The organism is Alsobacter sp., from assembly GCF_059501845.1.
In genome coordinates, this window is sequence record NZ_JCACDK010000018.1 from 1,405,771 (window position 1) to 1,423,750 (window position 17,980).

At 68.1% G+C, this 17,980-nt stretch carries 17 protein-coding genes; 8 read left to right on the forward strand and 9 right to left on the reverse strand.

Features of this window, described 5'->3' with window-relative positions; translation table 11 throughout:
• Nucleotide 1: 1 nt before the first annotated feature.
• From AC5JCN_RS21515 to AC5JCN_RS21545, 7 genes are all read left to right on the forward strand, one after another.
• A complete protein-coding gene (locus tag AC5JCN_RS21515; RefSeq protein WP_495757135.1) occupies nucleotides 2-376 on the forward strand; it encodes a response regulator transcription factor in 375 nt (124 codons plus the stop codon).
• Nucleotides 376-1,053, forward strand: coding sequence for a response regulator transcription factor (locus AC5JCN_RS21520; protein WP_495757136.1), 678 nt, complete (start codon nucleotides 376-378; stop codon nucleotides 1,051-1,053). The genes AC5JCN_RS21515 and AC5JCN_RS21520 overlap by 1 nt, the downstream gene beginning before the upstream one ends.
• 158 nt (nucleotides 1,054-1,211) lie before the next feature.
• Nucleotides 1,212-2,036 carry an alpha/beta fold hydrolase gene (locus AC5JCN_RS21525; RefSeq protein ID WP_495757137.1) on the forward strand — a complete coding sequence of 275 codons (825 nt, stop codon included), beginning with the start codon at nucleotides 1,212-1,214 and terminating at the stop codon, nucleotides 2,034-2,036.
• 266 nt (nucleotides 2,037-2,302) lie between these two features.
• Nucleotides 2,303-3,058 (forward strand): SDR family oxidoreductase, encoded by a 756-nt coding sequence (locus tag AC5JCN_RS21530; RefSeq protein ID WP_495757138.1) that lies wholly within the window; start codon nucleotides 2,303-2,305, stop codon nucleotides 3,056-3,058.
• A gap of 45 nt (nucleotides 3,059-3,103) precedes the next feature.
• Nucleotides 3,104-3,580 (forward strand): carboxymuconolactone decarboxylase family protein, encoded by a 477-nt coding sequence (locus AC5JCN_RS21535; protein WP_495757139.1) that lies wholly within the window; start codon nucleotides 3,104-3,106, stop codon nucleotides 3,578-3,580.
• A gap of 46 nt (nucleotides 3,581-3,626) precedes the next feature.
• Nucleotides 3,627-4,457 (forward strand): alpha/beta fold hydrolase, encoded by an 831-nt coding sequence (locus tag AC5JCN_RS21540; protein ID WP_495757140.1) that lies wholly within the window; start codon nucleotides 3,627-3,629, stop codon nucleotides 4,455-4,457.
• 103 nt (nucleotides 4,458-4,560) lie between these two features.
• A complete protein-coding gene (locus AC5JCN_RS21545) occupies nucleotides 4,561-4,971 on the forward strand; it encodes a cupin domain-containing protein (RefSeq protein WP_495757141.1) in 411 nt (136 codons plus the stop codon).
• Nucleotides 4,972-5,462: 491 nt separating this feature from the next.
• Here the strand turns inward: AC5JCN_RS21545 and AC5JCN_RS21550 are convergent, their stop codons facing one another.
• The 8 genes from AC5JCN_RS21550 to AC5JCN_RS21585 form a co-directional block, all read right to left on the reverse strand.
• Nucleotides 5,463-7,052, reverse strand: coding sequence for an ABC-F family ATP-binding cassette domain-containing protein (locus AC5JCN_RS21550; RefSeq protein ID WP_495757142.1), 1,590 nt, complete (start codon nucleotides 7,050-7,052; stop codon nucleotides 5,463-5,465).
• A 171-nt stretch (nucleotides 7,053-7,223) separates the two neighbouring features.
• Nucleotides 7,224-7,964, reverse strand: a complete 741-nt coding sequence (locus tag AC5JCN_RS21555) for an SDR family oxidoreductase (protein ID WP_495757143.1) — start codon at nucleotides 7,962-7,964, stop codon at nucleotides 7,224-7,226.
• A 75-nt stretch (nucleotides 7,965-8,039) separates the two neighbouring features.
• Entirely contained in the window at nucleotides 8,040-9,053 is a 1,014-nt protein-coding gene (locus AC5JCN_RS21560; RefSeq protein WP_495757144.1) for an alpha/beta fold hydrolase, read from the reverse strand.
• Nucleotides 9,054-9,228: 175 nt separating this feature from the next.
• Nucleotides 9,229-10,968: a cytochrome c biogenesis protein DipZ gene (locus tag AC5JCN_RS21565; RefSeq protein ID WP_495757145.1), complete on the reverse strand. Its 1,740-nt coding sequence runs from the start codon at nucleotides 10,966-10,968 to the stop codon at nucleotides 9,229-9,231.
• Nucleotides 10,965-11,732, reverse strand: coding sequence for an alpha/beta fold hydrolase (locus AC5JCN_RS21570; protein WP_495757146.1), 768 nt, complete (start codon nucleotides 11,730-11,732; stop codon nucleotides 10,965-10,967). Before AC5JCN_RS21570 ends, AC5JCN_RS21565 begins: the two co-directional genes overlap by 4 nt.
• A 75-nt stretch (nucleotides 11,733-11,807) precedes the next feature.
• Entirely contained in the window at nucleotides 11,808-12,317 is a 510-nt protein-coding gene (locus AC5JCN_RS21575) for a cytochrome P460 family protein (protein WP_495757147.1), read from the reverse strand.
• A 31-nt stretch (nucleotides 12,318-12,348) separates the two neighbouring features.
• A complete protein-coding gene (locus AC5JCN_RS21580) occupies nucleotides 12,349-12,789 on the reverse strand; it encodes an organic hydroperoxide resistance protein (protein ID WP_495757148.1) in 441 nt (146 codons plus the stop codon).
• Between the two features lie 22 nt (nucleotides 12,790-12,811).
• The gene (locus tag AC5JCN_RS21585; protein WP_495757149.1) at nucleotides 12,812-14,080 is read right to left on the reverse strand and encodes an epoxide hydrolase family protein; all 1,269 of its coding nucleotides are present in this window, start codon (nucleotides 14,078-14,080) and stop codon (nucleotides 12,812-12,814) included.
• A 183-nt stretch (nucleotides 14,081-14,263) separates the two neighbouring features.
• Between AC5JCN_RS21585 and AC5JCN_RS21590 the strand changes: the two genes are divergently transcribed.
• The gene (locus tag AC5JCN_RS21590; protein ID WP_495757150.1) at nucleotides 14,264-17,008 is read left to right on the forward strand and encodes an ATP-binding protein; all 2,745 of its coding nucleotides are present in this window, start codon (nucleotides 14,264-14,266) and stop codon (nucleotides 17,006-17,008) included.
• Here AC5JCN_RS21590 and AC5JCN_RS21595 read toward each other — a convergent pair.
• Complete coding sequence (locus AC5JCN_RS21595) at nucleotides 17,005-17,949, reverse strand: LysR family transcriptional regulator (RefSeq protein WP_495757151.1); 945 nt, start codon at nucleotides 17,947-17,949, stop codon at nucleotides 17,005-17,007. The genes AC5JCN_RS21590 and AC5JCN_RS21595 overlap by 4 nt on opposite strands.
• Nucleotides 17,950-17,980: the final 31 nt, after the last annotated feature.

The window sequence follows — 17,980 nt, forward strand, 5'->3', positions numbered from 1 at the left end:
AATGCTGCTCCCCACAACCGTCGTCGCGGTCGTCGACGACGACCGGCGCCTGCTCGAAAGCCTTCAGGAACTCCTCGAGTCGGCAGGCTACCGGGCCCTGCTCTTCTCGTCGGGCCCGGACTTCCTCGCTCGCGCCGACCTGCCGGCACTGGACTGCCTGATCACCGACATCGGCATGCCCGGCATGGACGGCTTCGAGCTGCAGCGCATCGTCGCCTCGCGTCGGCCCGCTCTCCCGGTCATTCTGGTCACCGGGCGCCACGAGATCACCGATCTACCGCAGGCGCGGCAGCTGCCACTGTTTCGAAAACCCTTCGACGGGCCGACCCTGCTCGCCGCCGTCGAGGCCGCCGTAACGCGCCAGGAGGACACGTGATGAGCGCACCCAGCCGACACCACCGCGACCTTCCCCGCCGGACATCCGAGCCCGCCAAGGACGACCGCCCCCTCATCGTCATCGTCGACGACGACGATGCGCTGCGTGAAGCCGTGCGAGAGCTGCTCGCTTCCGCCGGGCTCGAAGCGATCGGCTTCACATCGACGCGGTCGCTGATGGAGGCTGCACTTCCCGACCGCCCAGGCTGCTTCGTCGTCGACGTCCGAATGCCGGGCCTCAGCGGGCTCGAGCTTCAGCGCAAGCTGGCCGAACGCGGAGAGACTCGGCCCTTCATTTTCTTGACCGGCCACGGCGACATTCCGATGTCCGTACAGGCGATGAAGGCCGGCGCCATCGACTTCCTGACAAAGCCGTTCCGCGATCAGACCTTGCTCGACGCCATCGTCACCGGAATTGAGCGCGATATTGCCGAGCGTGCCCGCACGTCGAAGCTCAACGTGACGCTGCGCCGCTTGGCGCTGCTGTCACCGCGCGAGCGCGAAGTCTTCCGCCACGTTGCCGCGGGCCGCCTCAACAAGCAGATCGCCTTCGACCTCGGTATCAGCGAGATCACCGTGAAGCTTCATCGAGGCAACGTCATGCGCAAGATGGAACTGCACTCGATTGGCGACCTTGTGCGGGTTTGGGAAACGCTGCCGGAGAGGGAAGACGCATGAAGGCGCGCAGCCTGAGGATTGTGGGCAAGGATAAGGGAAGGCAAGGCTGAACCTACCTATACTTCCGCACTGATGGACCTGCTCCCACGTTCGATGGTTCGGGTCGGCCCCGCCGCGCATCATCCGGTGATCGAACACGACAACGACCGGAGCCGTTCATGCGCATCCTTCACTCCCTCATGCTGACGGCCACCGTTCTGCTGGCGACGCAAGTTGCAGCCCAGGACAACCTCGCCCAAGACAACCTCGCACGAGACAACCTCGCACAAGGCAAGCCTACCATCGTGCTCGTGCATGGCGCCTTTGCTGAGTCTGCGAGCTGGAATGGCGTCATCCGCGATCTCGAGAAGAAGGGTTTGCCGACCATCGCCGCCGCCAACCCTCTGCGCAGCGTGTCGAGCGACGCCGCTTGGGTGGCATCGGTCGTTGCCTCGGTGAAAGGTCCGGTGATCCTCGTCGGCCACTCCTACGGCGGTGCCGTGATCACGGAGGTCGCGAACCGGACCGACAAGGTGAAGGCGCTTGTCTACGTCGCGGCCTTCGCGCCGGAGACGGGTGAATCGAGCGCCTCGCTGTCGCAGCTCTACCCGGGCAGCACGCTCGGCGCCGCTCTCCAGACCGTGACGCTGCGCGACGGCTCGCATGACCTCTTCGTTAGGCCCGAGACGTTCCACGCCCAATTCGCCGCCGACGTGCCGGCCGGCGAGGCCGCCCTTATGGCTGCCACCCAGCGTCCGATCGCGGAAGGCGCTCTCGCTGAAACTTCGGGCCAGGCGTCGTGGAAGAGCATTCCCTCCTACGCGATCTATGGCTCTGCCGACCGAAACATCCCCGCGGCCGTCATGAAGTTCATGGCCGAGCGCGCGCGCTCCGTGAAAACGGTCGTGGTCGACGGCGGCTCCCACGCGGTGATGGTCTCACACCCCCACGCCGTCGCCACCCTCATCGAGGAAGCCGCAGCGGCCAAAACGGCCGCCCGGTAGCGCCCGCCCTCCAGTCCGGAGCAAGGCTGTGAGGATCGTCGTCATCGGGCCAACGGCGCAGGCTAGGGACGAGACGTGCCGGCGCCTGCGCGAGGCTGGTCACGACGCTGAGCCCGCACAGGACTTCCGCAAGCCCGCGCCAGCGCCGGAGCCCAAGGATGATGATGTCTGCCGGCATCTCCGGCGCCTGCTCCAGCCCATTCTCGCGAGGCTCGCATCGCTGCGGTCCCGCACCCCGTCGCACCGCAATCCAACAGGAGACCACCATGAAGATCGTAATCATCGGCGGCACCGGCCTCATCGGCTCGAAGGTCGTCGAGAGGCTGCGCCGGAAGGGCCATGATGTGATCGCTGCCTCGCCGAACTCGGGGGTCAACACCTTCACCGGCGAAGGCGTAGCCGAGGCACTCGCAAGCGTTGCCGTCGTCGTCGACCTCGCCAACTCGCCGTCGTTTGAGGACAAGGCGGTCCTTCAGTTCTTCGAGACGGCGGGACGCAACCTGCTCGGGGCGGCGAAGTCCGCCGGCGTGAAGCACCATGTCGCGCTCTCGATCGTGGGGGCCGAGCGGCTGCCAGAAAGCGGCTACATGCGCGCCAAGATGGCGCAGGAGCGGCTGATCAGGGCCTCCGGCGTTCCCTACACCATCATCCACTCCACGCAGTTTCTGGAGTTCCTGCCCGGCATTGCGCAGTCGGGGACCCTGGGCAATTCGGTGACGGTTTCGTCGGCGCTGTTCCAGCCGATCTCGTCCGAGGACGTGGCCGACGCCGTGGCCGACATCGCCCTTTCGGCCCCGGCCAACGGCGTGGTCGAGATTGGCGGGCCACAGGCCATCCGCATGAGCGATCTCGTCGCCACCTGGCTGAAGCGCTCCAACGACCGGCGTGAGGTCATCGCCGATCCCAAGGCCCGCTATTTCGGCGCCGTTCTCGACGACGGCTCGCTCGTCCCCGGACCCGGCGCCCGCCTCGGACGGCTCGGCTTCGAGGACTGGTTCCGCACCACTTCGCAGCGCCGCTGATCCCTCGGGCACAAAACGATCCCCCAATCGCAAAGGACCATCACGATGAAATCCCGCCTGAACCAGGCCCAGCAATCGCCGGAGCTCTTCAAGAAGCTTTCCGACCTCTCGATGGCTGTAAAAAAGGCCGTGGACCCGACCCTGGTACACCTCGTCGAGATCCGGGCCTCGCAGCTCAATGGCTGCGCCTTCTGCCTCGACATGCACGTCAAGGAAGCGAAGATTCACGGCGAGAAGGAACTGCGGCTCCATCACGTCGCCGTCTGGCACGAGTCCCCGCTGTTCTCCGACCGGGAGAAAGCAGCGCTGGCCTGGACCGAGGTCCTGACACGCCTGCCGCCGCACGGTGTCTCCGACGAAACCTATGCGCAAGCCCGAGGCCAGTTCTCCGAGAAGGAGCTGGCCGACCTGACCTTCGCCGTCATGGCGATCAACGCCTGGAACCGCTCGGGCGTCGCCTTCCAATCCCCGCCGGGATCCGCCGACAAGCTATACGGGCTCGACAAGGCGAACCTGTCGTGACGCACACCACAATGTTCCTCGCCATGCCGACCAGGAGGTCTGAGCCATGACCACGATCACCACGCGCGACGGCACCGAAATTTTCTTCAAGGACTGGGGCCCGAAGGACGCCCGGCCGCTCGTCTTCCACCACGGCTGGCCGCTCAGCGGCGACGACTGGGACGCACAGATGCTCTTCTTCCTGTCCAAGGGGTTTCGCGTGGTCGCCCACGACCGGCGCGGTCATGGGCGCTCCGCCCAGGTCAGCGACGGGCACGACATGGACCACTACGTGGCCGACGTCGCCGCGGTTGTGGAGCATCTCGACCTGCGAGGCGCCGTGCATATCGGGCACTCCACCGGAGGTGGTGAGGCGGCGCGCTACGTCGCCCGTCATGGTCGCGGACGTGCCGCCGGCCTCGTCCTCATCGGTGCCGTACCTCCCATCATGGTGCGCACTCCCGACAACCCCGGAGGGATCCCGCTGGAGGTCCTGGACGGGCTCCGCAAGTCGCTCGCGGACAATCGTGCCCAGTTCTACGTCGACTTTCCGTCGGGGCCCTTTTACGGCTTCAACCGGCCGGGCGCGAAGCCGATCCAAGGCGTCATCCAGAACTGGTGGCGGCAGGGAATGATGGGCAGCGCCAAGGCCCACTACGAGGGAATCAAGGCTTTCTCGGAGACGGACTTCACCGAGGACCTGGCCGAGATCGATGTCCGTGCGCTGGTCATCCACAGCAAGGACGACCAGATCGTCCCCTACGCCCGTTCCGGCCCGCTCTCGGCGAAGCTGCTGAAACGCGCCGAGCTCAAGACCTACGAGGACCTGCCGCACGGCATGTGCACCACGCACGCCGACACGGTGAACCGCGAACTCCTCGCGTTCATCGCCTCGTAGGGCGCGCGCATCCCCTCTGCGCGCGCCGGGATCGCCGGCCGCCGCCCCCTTCGGTCGGCGATCCCACCCTTCATTCACAACGCCCCCCTTTGGAGAGAAACCAATGTTCAGGACCCTTTTCGCAGCCGCCATCCTCGCTGTTGCCGTGACGAGCGGAGCGCTGGCCACCGAGCCGCAGCTCGGCTCCGTCAAGCTCGTCTACGACCACCCGCTGCCCAACGTCCCCGGCAAGAGCATGCGCGGTGTGCTGGTGGAGTACGCGCCCCGCGGCTCCTCGCCCGCCCACACACACCCGAAGACCGCCTTCATCTACGCCACGGTTTTGGAAGGCGCGATCCAGAGCCAGGTGAATGGCGGGCCCGTCGAGACCTTCCGCGCCGGCGAAAGCTTCTCGGAAAACCCCGGCGACCGTCACGGCGTGAGCCGCAACGCCAGCCGGACGGAGCGCGCACGGCTGCTGGCGGATTTCGTCGTGGATACGGCCGATACCGTCCTGACAACGGACGACCGTTGACACGGCGTCACGGGTCAAACGCAGAGTTCGACACAGGACGCTCGATCAGCGGCGCCAAACGGAAAGCTCGAGGAAGAGGAGACCCTCCGCCAATTACCCGTTTCCCTTATGGATCCAGCGACTTGGCGCGGAACGGGACGGGACAGGCGCGACGAACTGGTACACTCGCTGGTAGAACCTGGCTCAAGGCAGGCATTTTAGCCAGGGCGCTCGACTCTGATTCAGAGATAATGGTCAACAGATGTGCGCTAAAAATCGGCCGATCAAACCTGTATAGCCTAGTAGCTTGCTGGCAAGTTAGCCCTGCACTCCGGCGATTGAACTAGGCGTATTCGATCTAGGGTAGCGGACTGTTCGACCTTGCGAGATCGTTGCTTGCGCCCCGTGCGATCCGGGGCAAAGGTGATAGCTGCGGGCGACCCAAGAGGGACGTTCGCAGAGTCCGCTCTTCGGTGAGAAGTACGACAGGCAGCAGAACCCGTCGGAAGGTCCTATCGAGACATACGATCCAAGGAGATAGTCTGCTGTATGCCCAGGGCTGCAAGAAAAGTCTGGTCATGGCTGACGACCAGGAGCGCGCCGTCGTATGCGGCCAGGCCAGCCTCGACCGCCCGGATAGCCTCGAGGTCGAGGTGGTTGGTCGGTTCGTCCAGCACGAGGAGTTGAGGCGGTTTGGGTCCGCCGAGAACACAGGCGAGGCCTGCGCCAAGCATTTGACCTCCGCTCAGCGTGCCGACGTTCATCAGGGCAGCATCCGCGCGGAACTGGAACGTCGCGAGCGCGGCACGGCAGGCATTCTCCGTCGCGCCCGGGTTCAGGCGCAGGAAGTTGTCCCGAATGGTCGTCGCCGGATCCAGAAGGTCCACGCGCTGGTTCAGAGTGGCAGCCGGAACCGACAGCATCACCCGACCGCGGAGAGGAGCGAGATCCCCGACGATGACTTTGAGCAGCGTCGACTTGCCCGATCCGTTGGGGCCGAGAATGGCGATCCGCTCCGGCCCTGTCATCGCGAACGACAGGCCGTCGATCAGGGGCCGCTCGGGATCGTAGCCTGCAGCCACGTCGTCGAGCCGCAACACCGTCCGGCCGGACGCCAGTCCGCTCGGGGGAAGGCTCACCACGAAGGGTTGCAGGATTTCGACCTGCCCTCGCGCCCGGGCGGCGGCAGCGTCGAGTTCCACCTGCCGCCTTTCGGCGCTCTTTGCCTGCACTCCGCCCGACACCTCGGCCTGGTTCTTGCGGGCGCCGAGCAGGATGCGGGGTATCCCGCCTCCTTTCGCCTGTCTCGCCCCGGCCGAGTCCCGCCGGTCCCTCCTCTCCGCCTTCTCCTGGTCCCGTCGCCGGGCGGTCGCCGCGGCTCTCTCCGCACTCTCCAGCTCGTGCGCGGCTGCCTCCAGCTCGATGTCCTTCCGGGCGCGGTAAGCCGACCAGCCTCCGCTGTAGCGCGACGCCCCGAGCGACGTCAGCTCGACGATCGCATCCATGTCCTCCAGCAACTCGCGGTCGTGACTCACAACGACAGCGCCTCCTCGCCAGTCCCTCAGCAATGCGAGCACCGCGTCGCGGCCAGCCCTGTCGAGATTGTTTGTGGGCTCGTCGAGGAGCAGGATCTCTGGATCATCGAAAATCGCAGCGGCCAGTGCAGCCCGGGTCCGCTGTCCGCCGGACAGGGCGGATAGACGGACGTCTGGTCCGATCTGGAGGCCGATCCGTTCCAGGCTGGCCGCGAGCCGCGCCTCGAGCGTCCAATCCGCGTCTGCGAGTTCATCGCCGCTCGCGTCCCCGGCCTCGGCCATGCGCAGCAGGGCGAGGCTCGGCGCGACACCGAACAGGTCCGCGATCGTATCCTCCGGCCCGATCTGGACGATCTGTTGCAGTGAACTCACCTTACCCTGGACGGAAACCCGCCCGGATGTCGGCGCGATCTGGCCCCGGATGATCTTCAGGAGCGTGGACTTGCCCACGCCATTGCGCCCGACCAGGCCCACACATTCGAGACCGAAGGTCAGGGTAAGGCCAGAAAAAAGAACTCTGCCGTCCGGCGTCGACCAGCCGAAATCGGCTAAGGCAATGGAACTCATCTCCGGGACCTCCGCACGCAATGAGACGAAAGGATGCTCGTTTGGCTCGACCGCCGCACCGTGTCGGCAAGGCGGCGTCTCCGGCCGTATCGTCGGGTCGACGGGGTGGACGCGCGGCGTTTGACCCGCTCACCGTCTTCTGGCGTTCGCGGTCTGTCGCGGAAGCGGCCGTCAGAGCACGAAGCCGCCATCCATCGTCAGGCTGGCTCCGGTGACGGTGCCGGCCTCGGGCCCGGCCAGGTATGACACCAGCCCGGCAACGTCCGATGGCTGGTTGAGCCGGCGCAACGGGATCATCTCGCGCAGTTGAGGGATCATGTCGGAGGTCATGTCGGACTCCGTCGGGCCTGGCTGGACATTGTTCACGGTGATGCGCCTTGGCGCGAGGTCTAGCGCGACGCCCCGGACGAGCGCGGCGACCGCGGCTTTCGTCATGGCGTAGGTCGCCCCGATGGCCGTTCCCGTGCGGATGGCCGAGTTGCTGCCGATGGTGATCAGCCGGCCGCCATCGCGCATCGCCGCGGAAGAGGCCTGCAGGGCGAGCACCACGCCGCGGATGTTGACGGACAACATGATGTCGAGGTCCGCCAGCTGAAGGTCCTTCAGGGCCGCGAGGCGCAGGACGCCCGCGTTGACGACCGCGACGTCGAGCGGGCCGAAGGCTTCGGTGACCGCCGTCACGGCGGCCTTGATCGCCATGGGGTCGGCACTGTCGGCCTGGAGCGTCATCGCGGTCCCGCCCTGCTCGCGGATGGCCGCGGCGACTTCCTCGGCTTTCTCGGGCCTGGAGACGAAGGTGAGGGCGACGCGGTAGCCATCCTTGGCCAGGCGCATGGCGATGGCGGCGCCGATGCCGCGGGAGCCGCCGAAGACAAGGGCCACGGGGCGCTCGTCGCTTGAGGTGTAGGTCATGGTTGCAGGTCTCCGTTCGCCGGAGCGCCCGGCGTTGGTCGAGAGGAGTTGACGAGAGGCTGTGGGGCCGGCGGATCAGGCCTTGGCCACGTCGAGAACCGCGCGGGCGAAGTCCCGGGGCGCCTCCTGCGGCAGGTTGTGGCCGATGCCGCCGCTCACGAGGCGGTGCTCGTAACGTCCGGTGAAGCGCTTGGCATAGGCGGCCGGATCGGGGTGGGGCGCCCCGTTCGCATCGCCCTCCATCGTGATCGTCGGCACGCCGATGGCGGGGAAGCTTGCGAGCCTGCGCTCGATCTCATCGTAGCGGGCTTCTCCCGGCGCCAGGCCGAGCCGCCAGCGGTAGTTGTGGATGGAGACCGCCACGTGGTCCGGGTTTTCCAGTGACGTCGCCGAGCGGGCGAAGGTCGCCTCGTCGAACCGCCACTGTGGCGAGGCGAGCTCCCAGATCAGGCGGGCGAAGTCCTTGGTGTACTTGGCGTAGCCGGCTTCGCCGCGCTCCGTCGCGAAGTAGTACTGGTACCACCACTGCAACTCGGCCTTGGGCGGCAGCGGCGCCCGGTTCGCCTCCTGGCTGCCGATCAAGTAGCCGCTCACCGACACGAGCCCCTTGCAGCGCTCGGGCCAGAGGGCGGCGAGGATGTCGGCTGTGCGGGCGCCCCAGTCGTAGCCGGCGACGACGGCCGTTGGGATCCTCAGCGCGTCCATGAAGGCCAGGATGTCGAGGGCGAGCGCCGCCTGCTGGCCATTGCGCATCGCCTCGGACGAGAGGAAGCGCGTCGTGCCGTAGCCGCGCAGGTGCGGCACGAGCACGCGGTGGCCTGCGGCGGCAAGGATGGGGGCCACCTCGGCGTAGCTGTGAATGTCGTAGGGCCAGCCGTGCAGTAGCAGCACGGGCGGGCCGTCGACCGGTCCGAGCTCGACATAGCCGACGTCGAGCACGCCGGCCTGCACTTGCCGGATCGGGCCGAACGTTTTTGGGTCGGCGGCCTGGGCGTGAGCCTTGCGCGTAACGAATGGAGCCGTGGCGAGCGCCAGGGCAGCGCCGGCGATGAGGGTGCGGCGTGAGGGATCAATGGGGTCGAATGTCATGGCGGATCTCCGGGGGTGAGAGCGGCACGGGTGGGTCGGAAGTAAGCGTCGGACCGGACGTTTGCGCAGGTGCGGCAGGGGTGTCCCAAGCACAGGGAGCAGCGCCGACGGCGAAGCCGGCCGCCAGAAGCACAAGCAGGCGCAGGACAGGGAGGAACGGCATGGCGCGATCTCCTCAGCCGAAGGTGAAGGCGTATGCCTCCACGCCGGGATCGAGGAAGCGGATCTCGACCGTACGGGCCCGGGGTCCGTCGGCCTGCCGCACGAGCTGGTAGAGCCGTGTCTCCGTCACGATTCCGAAGCCCTCCGTGTCGATGTCGGAGCCGTGGTCCGGTCCCGGCGCATGGCCGTCCACTGTCACCTGGAAGCGGATCGGATGTCCGGACTGGCCGGCGCCGAGGACGAGATGGAGATCGCGAGCGTTGAAGCGATAGGCGACGCGGCCGTCTGCTGCTGCCGCGATGGCCCGGTCCGAGGCAATGGTCCAGGTGCCGGACAGGCCCCACCGGTTGGCGGGCAGGTCTGCGAACGAATAGACCTGCGGGCGGTCGGCGGCGACCGTCTCCCGCGAGGCGAAGCGGGTGGCCTGGGCATAGCCGAGATAGGTTTCGTCCGAGCGCAGGTGATCCCAATCCGCGGCGGCCTGTTCGCCCGGCGCCGGCGGCGCAGCCGGCGTGGCGACCGGTTCGCGGGCCGCGCCCGCCTCGGTCAGCAAGTCCCGGATCGCCTGCTCCGTGCGGGACTCCTGTCCCTCTCCGGCCGTGCGGTAGCGGATCCGTCCCTGCGCGTCGGCCAGGGCAAAGCCCGGCCACGACTCGTTGCCGAAGGCGCGCCAGACTTTGAAGCCATTGTCGATGGCAACTGGATAGGTCAGCCCGAAGCGGGCGAGTGCACGCCGGACGTTGTTCTCATCGTGCTCGAAGGCGAACTCGGGCGTGTGCACCCCGATCACGACCAGGCCCTCGGCGGCGTAGGACTGCGCCCAGGCCCTGACGAAGGGCAGCGTGCGGATGCAATTGATGCAGGAGTAGGTCCAGAACTGGACGAGAACCACCTTGCCGCGCAGCGCCTCGGCCGTCAGGGGAGGGCCGTTCAGCCAGTCGGCGGCGCCGGCGAACGAGGGCAGGTCGCCGAGGACGGGCAGCGAGCTGCGAAAGACCTGGCTTGACGCAGGCATGGCGACCTCCCTGGCATTGGCTGGGAGCCTCTGCAGCAGAGCGTTCTCGATCCCTGAGGGAGCCGGCGCCGGGAGCTGCGCGAGGACGGTGGCATCGAAGCCGGATGCGATGGCAAGGACTGCTGCCAAGGCGGCCACGCCGGCCACCTGCCTCAGTCGGTGCGCCACGGCGGAAGACGCGCGGAGCGCGGCGGCCAGTCGTCGGCCGACCGACACGACAACGGCCAGCGACGTGGCCGCGCCCGCGGCATAGGCCGCTGCTGCCACCACCGTCGCCAGGGGCGAACCCGATGCGGCGCCGCCGGCAAGGACGAGCGCCAGCACCGGGCCGGCACACGGCACCCAGAGCAGGCCGACGGCCACGCCGGTCACGATGGAAGCTGCGATCCCGGTCCCCGCGCGTCCCGAAACGCGGGCGCCCAGGTCCGTAAAGGGGCGCCCAGTCAGGCCGGCGAGGCGGTCCGATAGGAGCGAGGCGGCGATGATGGTCAGTACCGCGAGCCCCACGGCACGACCGAGCTCATGGGCCTGTGCCGCCCAGGCAGCACCCGCAGCCGCGAGCGCCACGACCGACGCGAACGCCGCCACAAGCCCGGCGAGGAGCGGCAATGTTCCGCGCAAGAATGGCTGGCCCTGCCGACCGAACACGAACGGCACGACCGGCAGGATGCAGGGGCTCGCGATGGTGAGCGCGCCGGCCAGGAACGCCACGGCGAGGAAGGAGGAAGCGGCGATCATCGCGAAGGCGCCTGGGCCGCAGCTTCGACGATCAGAGCCGCCACGTCGGCAGGGCGGGACAGATAGACGGCGTGGCTGGCCTTCACCTCGCGGACGGTGCTGCCGGCGCGCCTGGCCATCTCGCGCTCCAGGTCGGGATTGATCGACCGGTCCTGGGTCGCCACGAGGGCCCAGCTCGGCTTCGTCTTCCAGGCCGGTTCGCCGGCCTCCTGCGTGAAGGCGGCCTTCGCGGCGAACACTTGCGATTGCGCCATGAAGGCCGCCTCGGCCTTGGGCAGGTCCGCGGCGAAGGCGGCGGAGAACTCGGGCGGGGCGAGATAGAGGAAACCATCGTTCGTCGCCTGGATCGCATCGGGCTTCGCTCCAGTCACGGGCTTGCTGTCGGCAAGCTTCGCAAGGCTCTCGCCCCGGTCGGGCTGGAACGCCGCAATGTAGACGAGGCCCGTCACCTTCGGATCGTCGCCCGCGGCGGTGACCACCATGCCGCCGTAGCTGTGCCCGACGAGGATGGTGGGACCGTCCTGCAGGGCGAGGATCCGGCGTGTCGCGGAGACGTCGTCGTCGAGCGAGGTCAGCGGCTGTTGCACGATGCTGACATGCAGGCCCTTGGCCCTCAGGACGTCGGAGACCTTGCGCCAGCCCGAGCCGTCGGCGAAGGCGCCGTGGACGATCACGACGTTGCGGATCGGAGCGGCCGAGGCCGGATGGACCGTTGCTGAGGCCCCCAGGGCGAGCAGGGAGGACAGGATCGTCGATCGGATCATGACAGGCTCCATGGGGGTGTCGTGTCGGCGACCGCTGGTCACGCGCATCACGGCCGTTGTTGCAGGGTGCGGGGGTTACGGCGCCCACCGGGTGAAGACGTAGTCCCGGTCCTTCACGGAGGCTTCGTGGCAGGCGAAGCAGGTCTGGTGCTCGGCTTCGTCGGCAGGCTCGCCGTTCCGGAACCGGCCGAAACCCCAGCCGCCGGATGAGGCATAGCGTCGGCTGTCCTTGACCATCACCTGGATCGTCGTGGCGGCGCCGGGAACGAAGGCCGGTTCGAAGTCGCGCGACGGCACGTGTTTCCAGGCGAGCTTCACCAGGATCGTTCCGTTCGGAAACGGCAGGGCGCCGGACGCGAAAGCGCTTACCGCGATGTCGTTGCCGACGACGGCCCGCAGTTCATCGAGCGGTTCCGTTTCGCGCGCCGGTGCGATGAGCTCCCAGCGGCGAAATCCGTCGGGCAGGGTGACGCCGTAGACGGGAGCTTCCTTGCCTGCTGACGGCGTCCCGGCCGGGCTCGTGGCCGAAAGCGTCACGCCGGCGGCGATGGCCGCAACCCCGGCGAGCGTTGGGCGAATCCTCATGGCCATCTCTCCGGAGGGGGGCGGCGCGACCTCAAGGCCCGGCCGGGCGGGGATCGACCAGGACGATTGCGACATCGATGTTGCCCCGGGTCGCCTTCGAGTACGGGCAGGTCTGGTGCGCGGCGTCGACAAGCGCCTGCGCAGTCGTGCGGTCCATCCCCGGCAATGCGACGTTGAGCCGTGCAGACAGGAAGTACCCCTCGCTCCCCTGGTTCAGGCTGACCTCGGCGTCGATGGCGAGATCGGCGGGGGGCGTGACCTTCATCCGGTGGGCCGCGATGGCGATGGCGCCCTCGAAGCACGCGGACCACCCCGCCGCGAAGAGCTGCTCGGGATTGGTCCCCGACCCTGGCCCGCCCGGCACGGAGAGCGCGATGTCGAGCCTGCCATCCGAGCTGCGGGCTGCGCCCTTGTCGCGCCCGCCGGTCGTGTGCACCTGGCCGGTGTAGAGCACCTTGGCGTCCGATGTCATGGGTGGGTCTCCTGGTCGATGGTCAGCGAAGGGAGCGGAAGGCGGCGCGGACCTCGCGTGAGAACAGATCGGGCTGCTCCCACGCGGCGAAGTGGCCGCCATTGTCGACCTCGTTGAAGTAGACGAGGTCCTTGTAGGAGCGCTCGGCCCAGCTCCGCGGGGCACGGTAGATCTCGCCGGGGAAGACCGACACGGCGACCGGGGTGCCGGCAATGTTCACCGCGTTGAAGTTGTTGGAGTGATCCTCCCAGTAGATCTGGGCTGCCGAGGTGCCGCTGGCGGTGAACCAGTAGAGCGAGATGTCGTCGAGCATCTCGTCCCGGGTGAGCACGCGCTCGGGAGCGCCGCCGCTGTAAGTCCAAGTGGCAAACTTGTCATAGATCCACGCGGCGAGCCCGACGGGCGAGTCTACGAGGGAGTAGCCGATGGTCTGTGGGCGCGTGACCATCATCTGGGCGTAGCCGGAGCTGTCCCGATAGAACGTCGCCAGCGCGTCGAAGGCGGCGCGCTCGGCCTCCGACAGGCCGGATGGAGCCGGGCCTCCCGCCGCCAGGATCGCAGCGATCTCTGCGGGCACGGTGCCGGGCATGTTGACGTGGATGCCCGCCAAGCCCGGCACCTTCTGCAGCGCCATGCGGTGGGAGATCACAGAGCCGCAATCGCCGCCCTGCGAGACGAAGCGGTCATGGCCGAGCCGTTTCATCAGCACGGACCAGGCCCGGCCGATCCGATCGGAGCCCCAGCCGGGGACCGTTGGCTTGCCCGAAAAGCCGAAGCCGGGGATGGAGGGGATGACGAGGTGGAAGGCATCGGCCGCGGTGGCGCCGTGCGCCGTCGGGTTCGTCAGCGGATCGATGACCTTCAGGAGTTCGAGCACGGACCCCGGCCATCCATGCGTCATGACCATGGGGAGGGCGTTCGCATGCGGCGAGCGGACGTGGAGGAAGTGGATGTCGAGCCCGTCGATGGTCGTGACGAACATCGGTAGCGCGTTCAGTTTGGCCTCGACCTTGCGCCAGTCGTAGCCGCCGGCCCAGTAGTCGACTAGGGATCGAAGCTTCGCGAGCGGCACGCCCTGCGCGTCGCCGGGCGCGGTCTCCCGCAAGGGCCAGCGCGCATGGGTGAGGCGACGCTTGAGATCGGCGATGTCCTCGTCGGGAACGTGGGCCCTGAAAGGCCGGATCGCGTCCGGTGTGGACGCCCAGGCGTTGGCGGGCAGAAGGCCCGCCGCTCCTGCCCAAGCCAACCCGCCTAGGACGGTGCGCCGCGTCGGCGTCGGGGTTCCGATCATGTCAGTGCTCTCCGGCGACGGGTGAAAGGTCGCGTCCCGTCGTCGTAGATGAGGGGATGCCTGCAAGCCCGTTAGCGCTTGTCAGCCGCTATGAGCGCTCACGAGCTGACGAGAGCCCGCGTGTGGCGCGTGGCGAGCGCGGCTCCAAATGGATAGTCTTGGATCGGACAAGCGAACGAGGTCATGCCGGAGCTGCCCTCCCCCGAGGCCGATGTGCTCACCTTCGGACCCTTTACCCTCAAGCCGAGGGAACGGCTGCTGCTGCGCGGCGCCGAGACGGTCGACATGAGCGCGCGCGCCTTCGATATTCTCGCGACCCTGGCGACCAGCCCGAACGAAGCCGTTGGCAAGAAGGAACTCCTGGCGCGCGTCTGGCCGGACATGACGGTGGGAGAGGGAAGCCTCCGCTTCCACATGGCCAACCTGCGCAAGGCGCTCGACGACGGGAGGGATGGGGCTCGCTACATCGCAACCCTGCCGGGTCGCGGCTACTGCTTTGTCGCAACGGTCGCACGTGGGCTCCGGGGAACCGTCCGTTCTTCGGATCCGGCGCGTCAGCGGACCAATATGCCCAATCGGCCACCGCTGGTGCTCGGCCGCGAAGAGGACAGCCGAACGGTCAGGCAGATGCTGTCGTTGCGCCGCTTCGTCACGATCGTCGGACCGGGCGGGGTCGGCAAGTCGACGCTCGCGCTGGAGGTGGCCCACGACCTCGCTCCCTCCGTCGACGGAGCCGTGCTGTTCGTGGACCTGAGCATGCTCGGGGACGCAGACCTCGTGGCGGTGACGGTGGCGTCCATGCTGGGGGTGCAGGGCGACGCTGACGACGTGGCGGCTACCGTCATCGAGGCCCTCCGTGGCAGCCCCTCTCTCGTGGTTCTGGATACCTGCGAGCACGTCATCGACGCCGTCGCGGCGCTGGCCGGGCGGCTGTTCACCGAGGTTCCGGAGGTGCTCATTCTGGCGACGAGCCGGGAAGCCCTGCAGGTCGAGGGTGAGCAGGTGTACCGGCTGGCGCCGCTCGCCTGTCCGGACGATGACACGCCCCTCACGGGCGATGCCATCTGTCGCTCCCCGGCGACGCGGCTCTTTGCGGAGCGAGCGGTCTCATCGGGTGTCAGGCTCGAAGCAGACGACGCAGGGACGGCCCTGATCGCCGACATCTGCCGCAAGCTCGACGGAATGCCGCTCGCCATCGAGCTCGCCGCGAGACGGGTGGAGGCCTTCGGCCTGGAAAGGACGGCGGCCCTGCTCCAGGAACGGCTCGCCCTCACGTGGACGGGCGCACGCCACGCGCCAGCCCGCCAGCGCACCTTGCACGCGACGCTGGACTGGAGCTTCGGGCTGCTCTCGGAGCAGGACCGGACCGTCCTGCGCCGCCTCGCCGTCTTTGTCGGCAGCTTCACGATCGACGCCGCGCTCGCCGTCTGCACGGACGGGGAGTTGGGCGCCGAAGCGCTCTTTGCGGCGCTCGACAGCCTCGTCGCCAAGTCGATGGTGGCGGCCCGCCCCGTCGGCGCCATGGTGCGCTACCGGCTTCTGGATACGACGCGCGCCTACATGGACGAGACGCCTGCGCCCCACGCCGACAGGTTCGCTCTGGCGACAAGGCACGCCCACCATGTCCTGGCCTGGCTGGAGGAGACCGGCGCCCAGTGGTCGCGCCTGTCGAACGTGTCGGAGAGAGCGCGTCACCTCGCGGGGCTCGCCAACTTGCGCGCGGCGCTCGACTGGTGCTTCGGCGAGCATGGCGACCCCGCCCTCGGCCGACGGCTCGCGGCCAAGGCCGGCCCCGTCTTCCTCGCGATGTCTCTCCTGTCAGAGTGTCACCGCTGGACGGAGCGGGCGCTCGCCACCCTCGAGCCAAAGTCGCGCGGAACGCACGAGGAAATGCACCTGCAGTCGGCGCTTGGAGTCTCCCTGATGTTCACGCGCGGTGGGACGCAGGCCGCGCACGAGGCTCTCATTCGAAGCCTCGGCATCGCTGACGAGGTAGGAGAGCCCCTGGACCAGGTTCAGGTCCTCGGCACGCTGCAGATGTTCCACTTGCGGACGGGCGGCTTCCGGGTGGCGCTCCGCTATGCCGAGCGCTGCGTCGCCTTGGCTGATTCTCAATCCGATCCCGTGGCAGCCGCCATGGCCCGCTCCATCCTCGGCATGTCGTTCCACTTCGCCGGAGAGCACGATCGCGCCCGGACGGAGCTGGAAGCCGCCCTCGCCGCCGGTCCGCGCTCCGAGCGGACGACCACGCTCTACCTCGGCCTCGACGGGCACGTGCTGGCCGGCGCGATCCTTGCGCGAACGCTGTGGCTGCAAGGTCATCCCGACCAGGCGGTCGACCGGGCGCACCGCACCATTGCGGACGCCGCGGCGATGGACCACGCTCTCAGCCTCTGCATCGCGCTGAGCTGGGGGATCTCCGTCTTCGACTGGGTCGGTGATCTCCCGGTGCTTGAAGAGCATGTGGACCGGTTCATCTCGCGCTCGGCCCCGAACGCCTTCGCCCCTTACCTGGAAGTGGGGCGCGGCTGGCAGGGCGTCGTGGCCCTTCGCCGGGGCAATGCGGCGGCAGGCGTAGCCGTTCTCGAGCAGAGCCTCGCGAAGCTGCACGCGATGCCCTACGAACTGCTTTCGACGCCGCTGACGCTCGGGCTGATCGAGGGGCTCATGCAGTCGGGGCGGATCCCCGAGGCACGCGCCCTCGTCGACCGCACGATCGAAACCGCCGAGACGCATGGCGATCTCTGCTCCATGCCTGAGCTCTTGCGAGTGAGTGCCCTGCTGGCGCTGCATGAAGAGGAAGGTCCTCCGGGCAGGGCAGAGGACCTGTTGCGGCAGTCGCTGGCTCTCGCCCGGCAGCAGAGGGCGCGCGGCTGGGAGCTGCGAGCGGCATCGAGCCTTGCGGCCCTGCGGGCAGAGGCTGGCTAGGTGTCTGGCGCGCGCCAGGTCTTGCCGTCGGGGGATGACGGATTTGCGTTCCGCGCAACATCACGGGCGAGTTCTACGAACGCGCGGTGATGGGCGGCCAGGTGCCGGCGGCCAGGGTAGTAGAGGCATAGGCCGGAGAAGGGCGGCGTCCACTCCTCGAGCACCCGCACGAGACGTCCCGACGCGAGGTCGTTTGCGACGTTCCATTCCGTCAGGTAGGCCAGTCCGATCCCGGCTCGCGCGGCCTCGATCATCAGCATGGGGTCGTCAAGAATGAGCGGCCCCGTCCCGTCGATCTCCACCTGCTCGCCGCGGCGTTCGAACTCCCAGCGATAGATCCCGCCGCCGGGCATGCGGCTGCGGATGCAGGCGTGGGCGGCGAGGTCGCCAGGAGCGAGCGGCCGGGGGTGGTTCCTGAAGTAGGCAGGCGAGCCGACGACGGCGAAACGCTGCGGAGGACCGAGGGGGACGGCGATCATGTCCCGCGGCACGGTCTCGGCCAGGCGAACGCCGACGTCGAAGCCTTCGAGCACGATATCGACGAGCTTTCCCTCGGTGACGATGTCGACGGTGACCCGGGGGTGGCGCCGGACATACTCGAGGACAATCGGCCCCATGATCTGGCGGGCTGCTCCGGACGAGGCATTGATCCGCAGCGTCCCGGATGGCTCGGCCTGGTGGTCTGTCAGTCGCTCCATGGCTGCGCGTATGTCACGCAGCGCGGGCGCCGTGTCGGCCACGAACCGCTCGCCCGCCTCCGTTAGCGTCACGCTGCGCGTGGTGCGATGGAAGAGCCGGGCACCTAGGCGGCTCTCGAGCGCCGCGACCATGTGGCTCAAGGCGGACCGGGAAATCCCGACCTGCGTCGCGGCGGAGCGGAAGCTGCGGTGCCGCGCGACGGCCTGCACGGCCTCGAGTTCCGTCAGGCCCGTGGTGACCATTGTCCTATCGTGCTCACCAGTGCATCCAAAA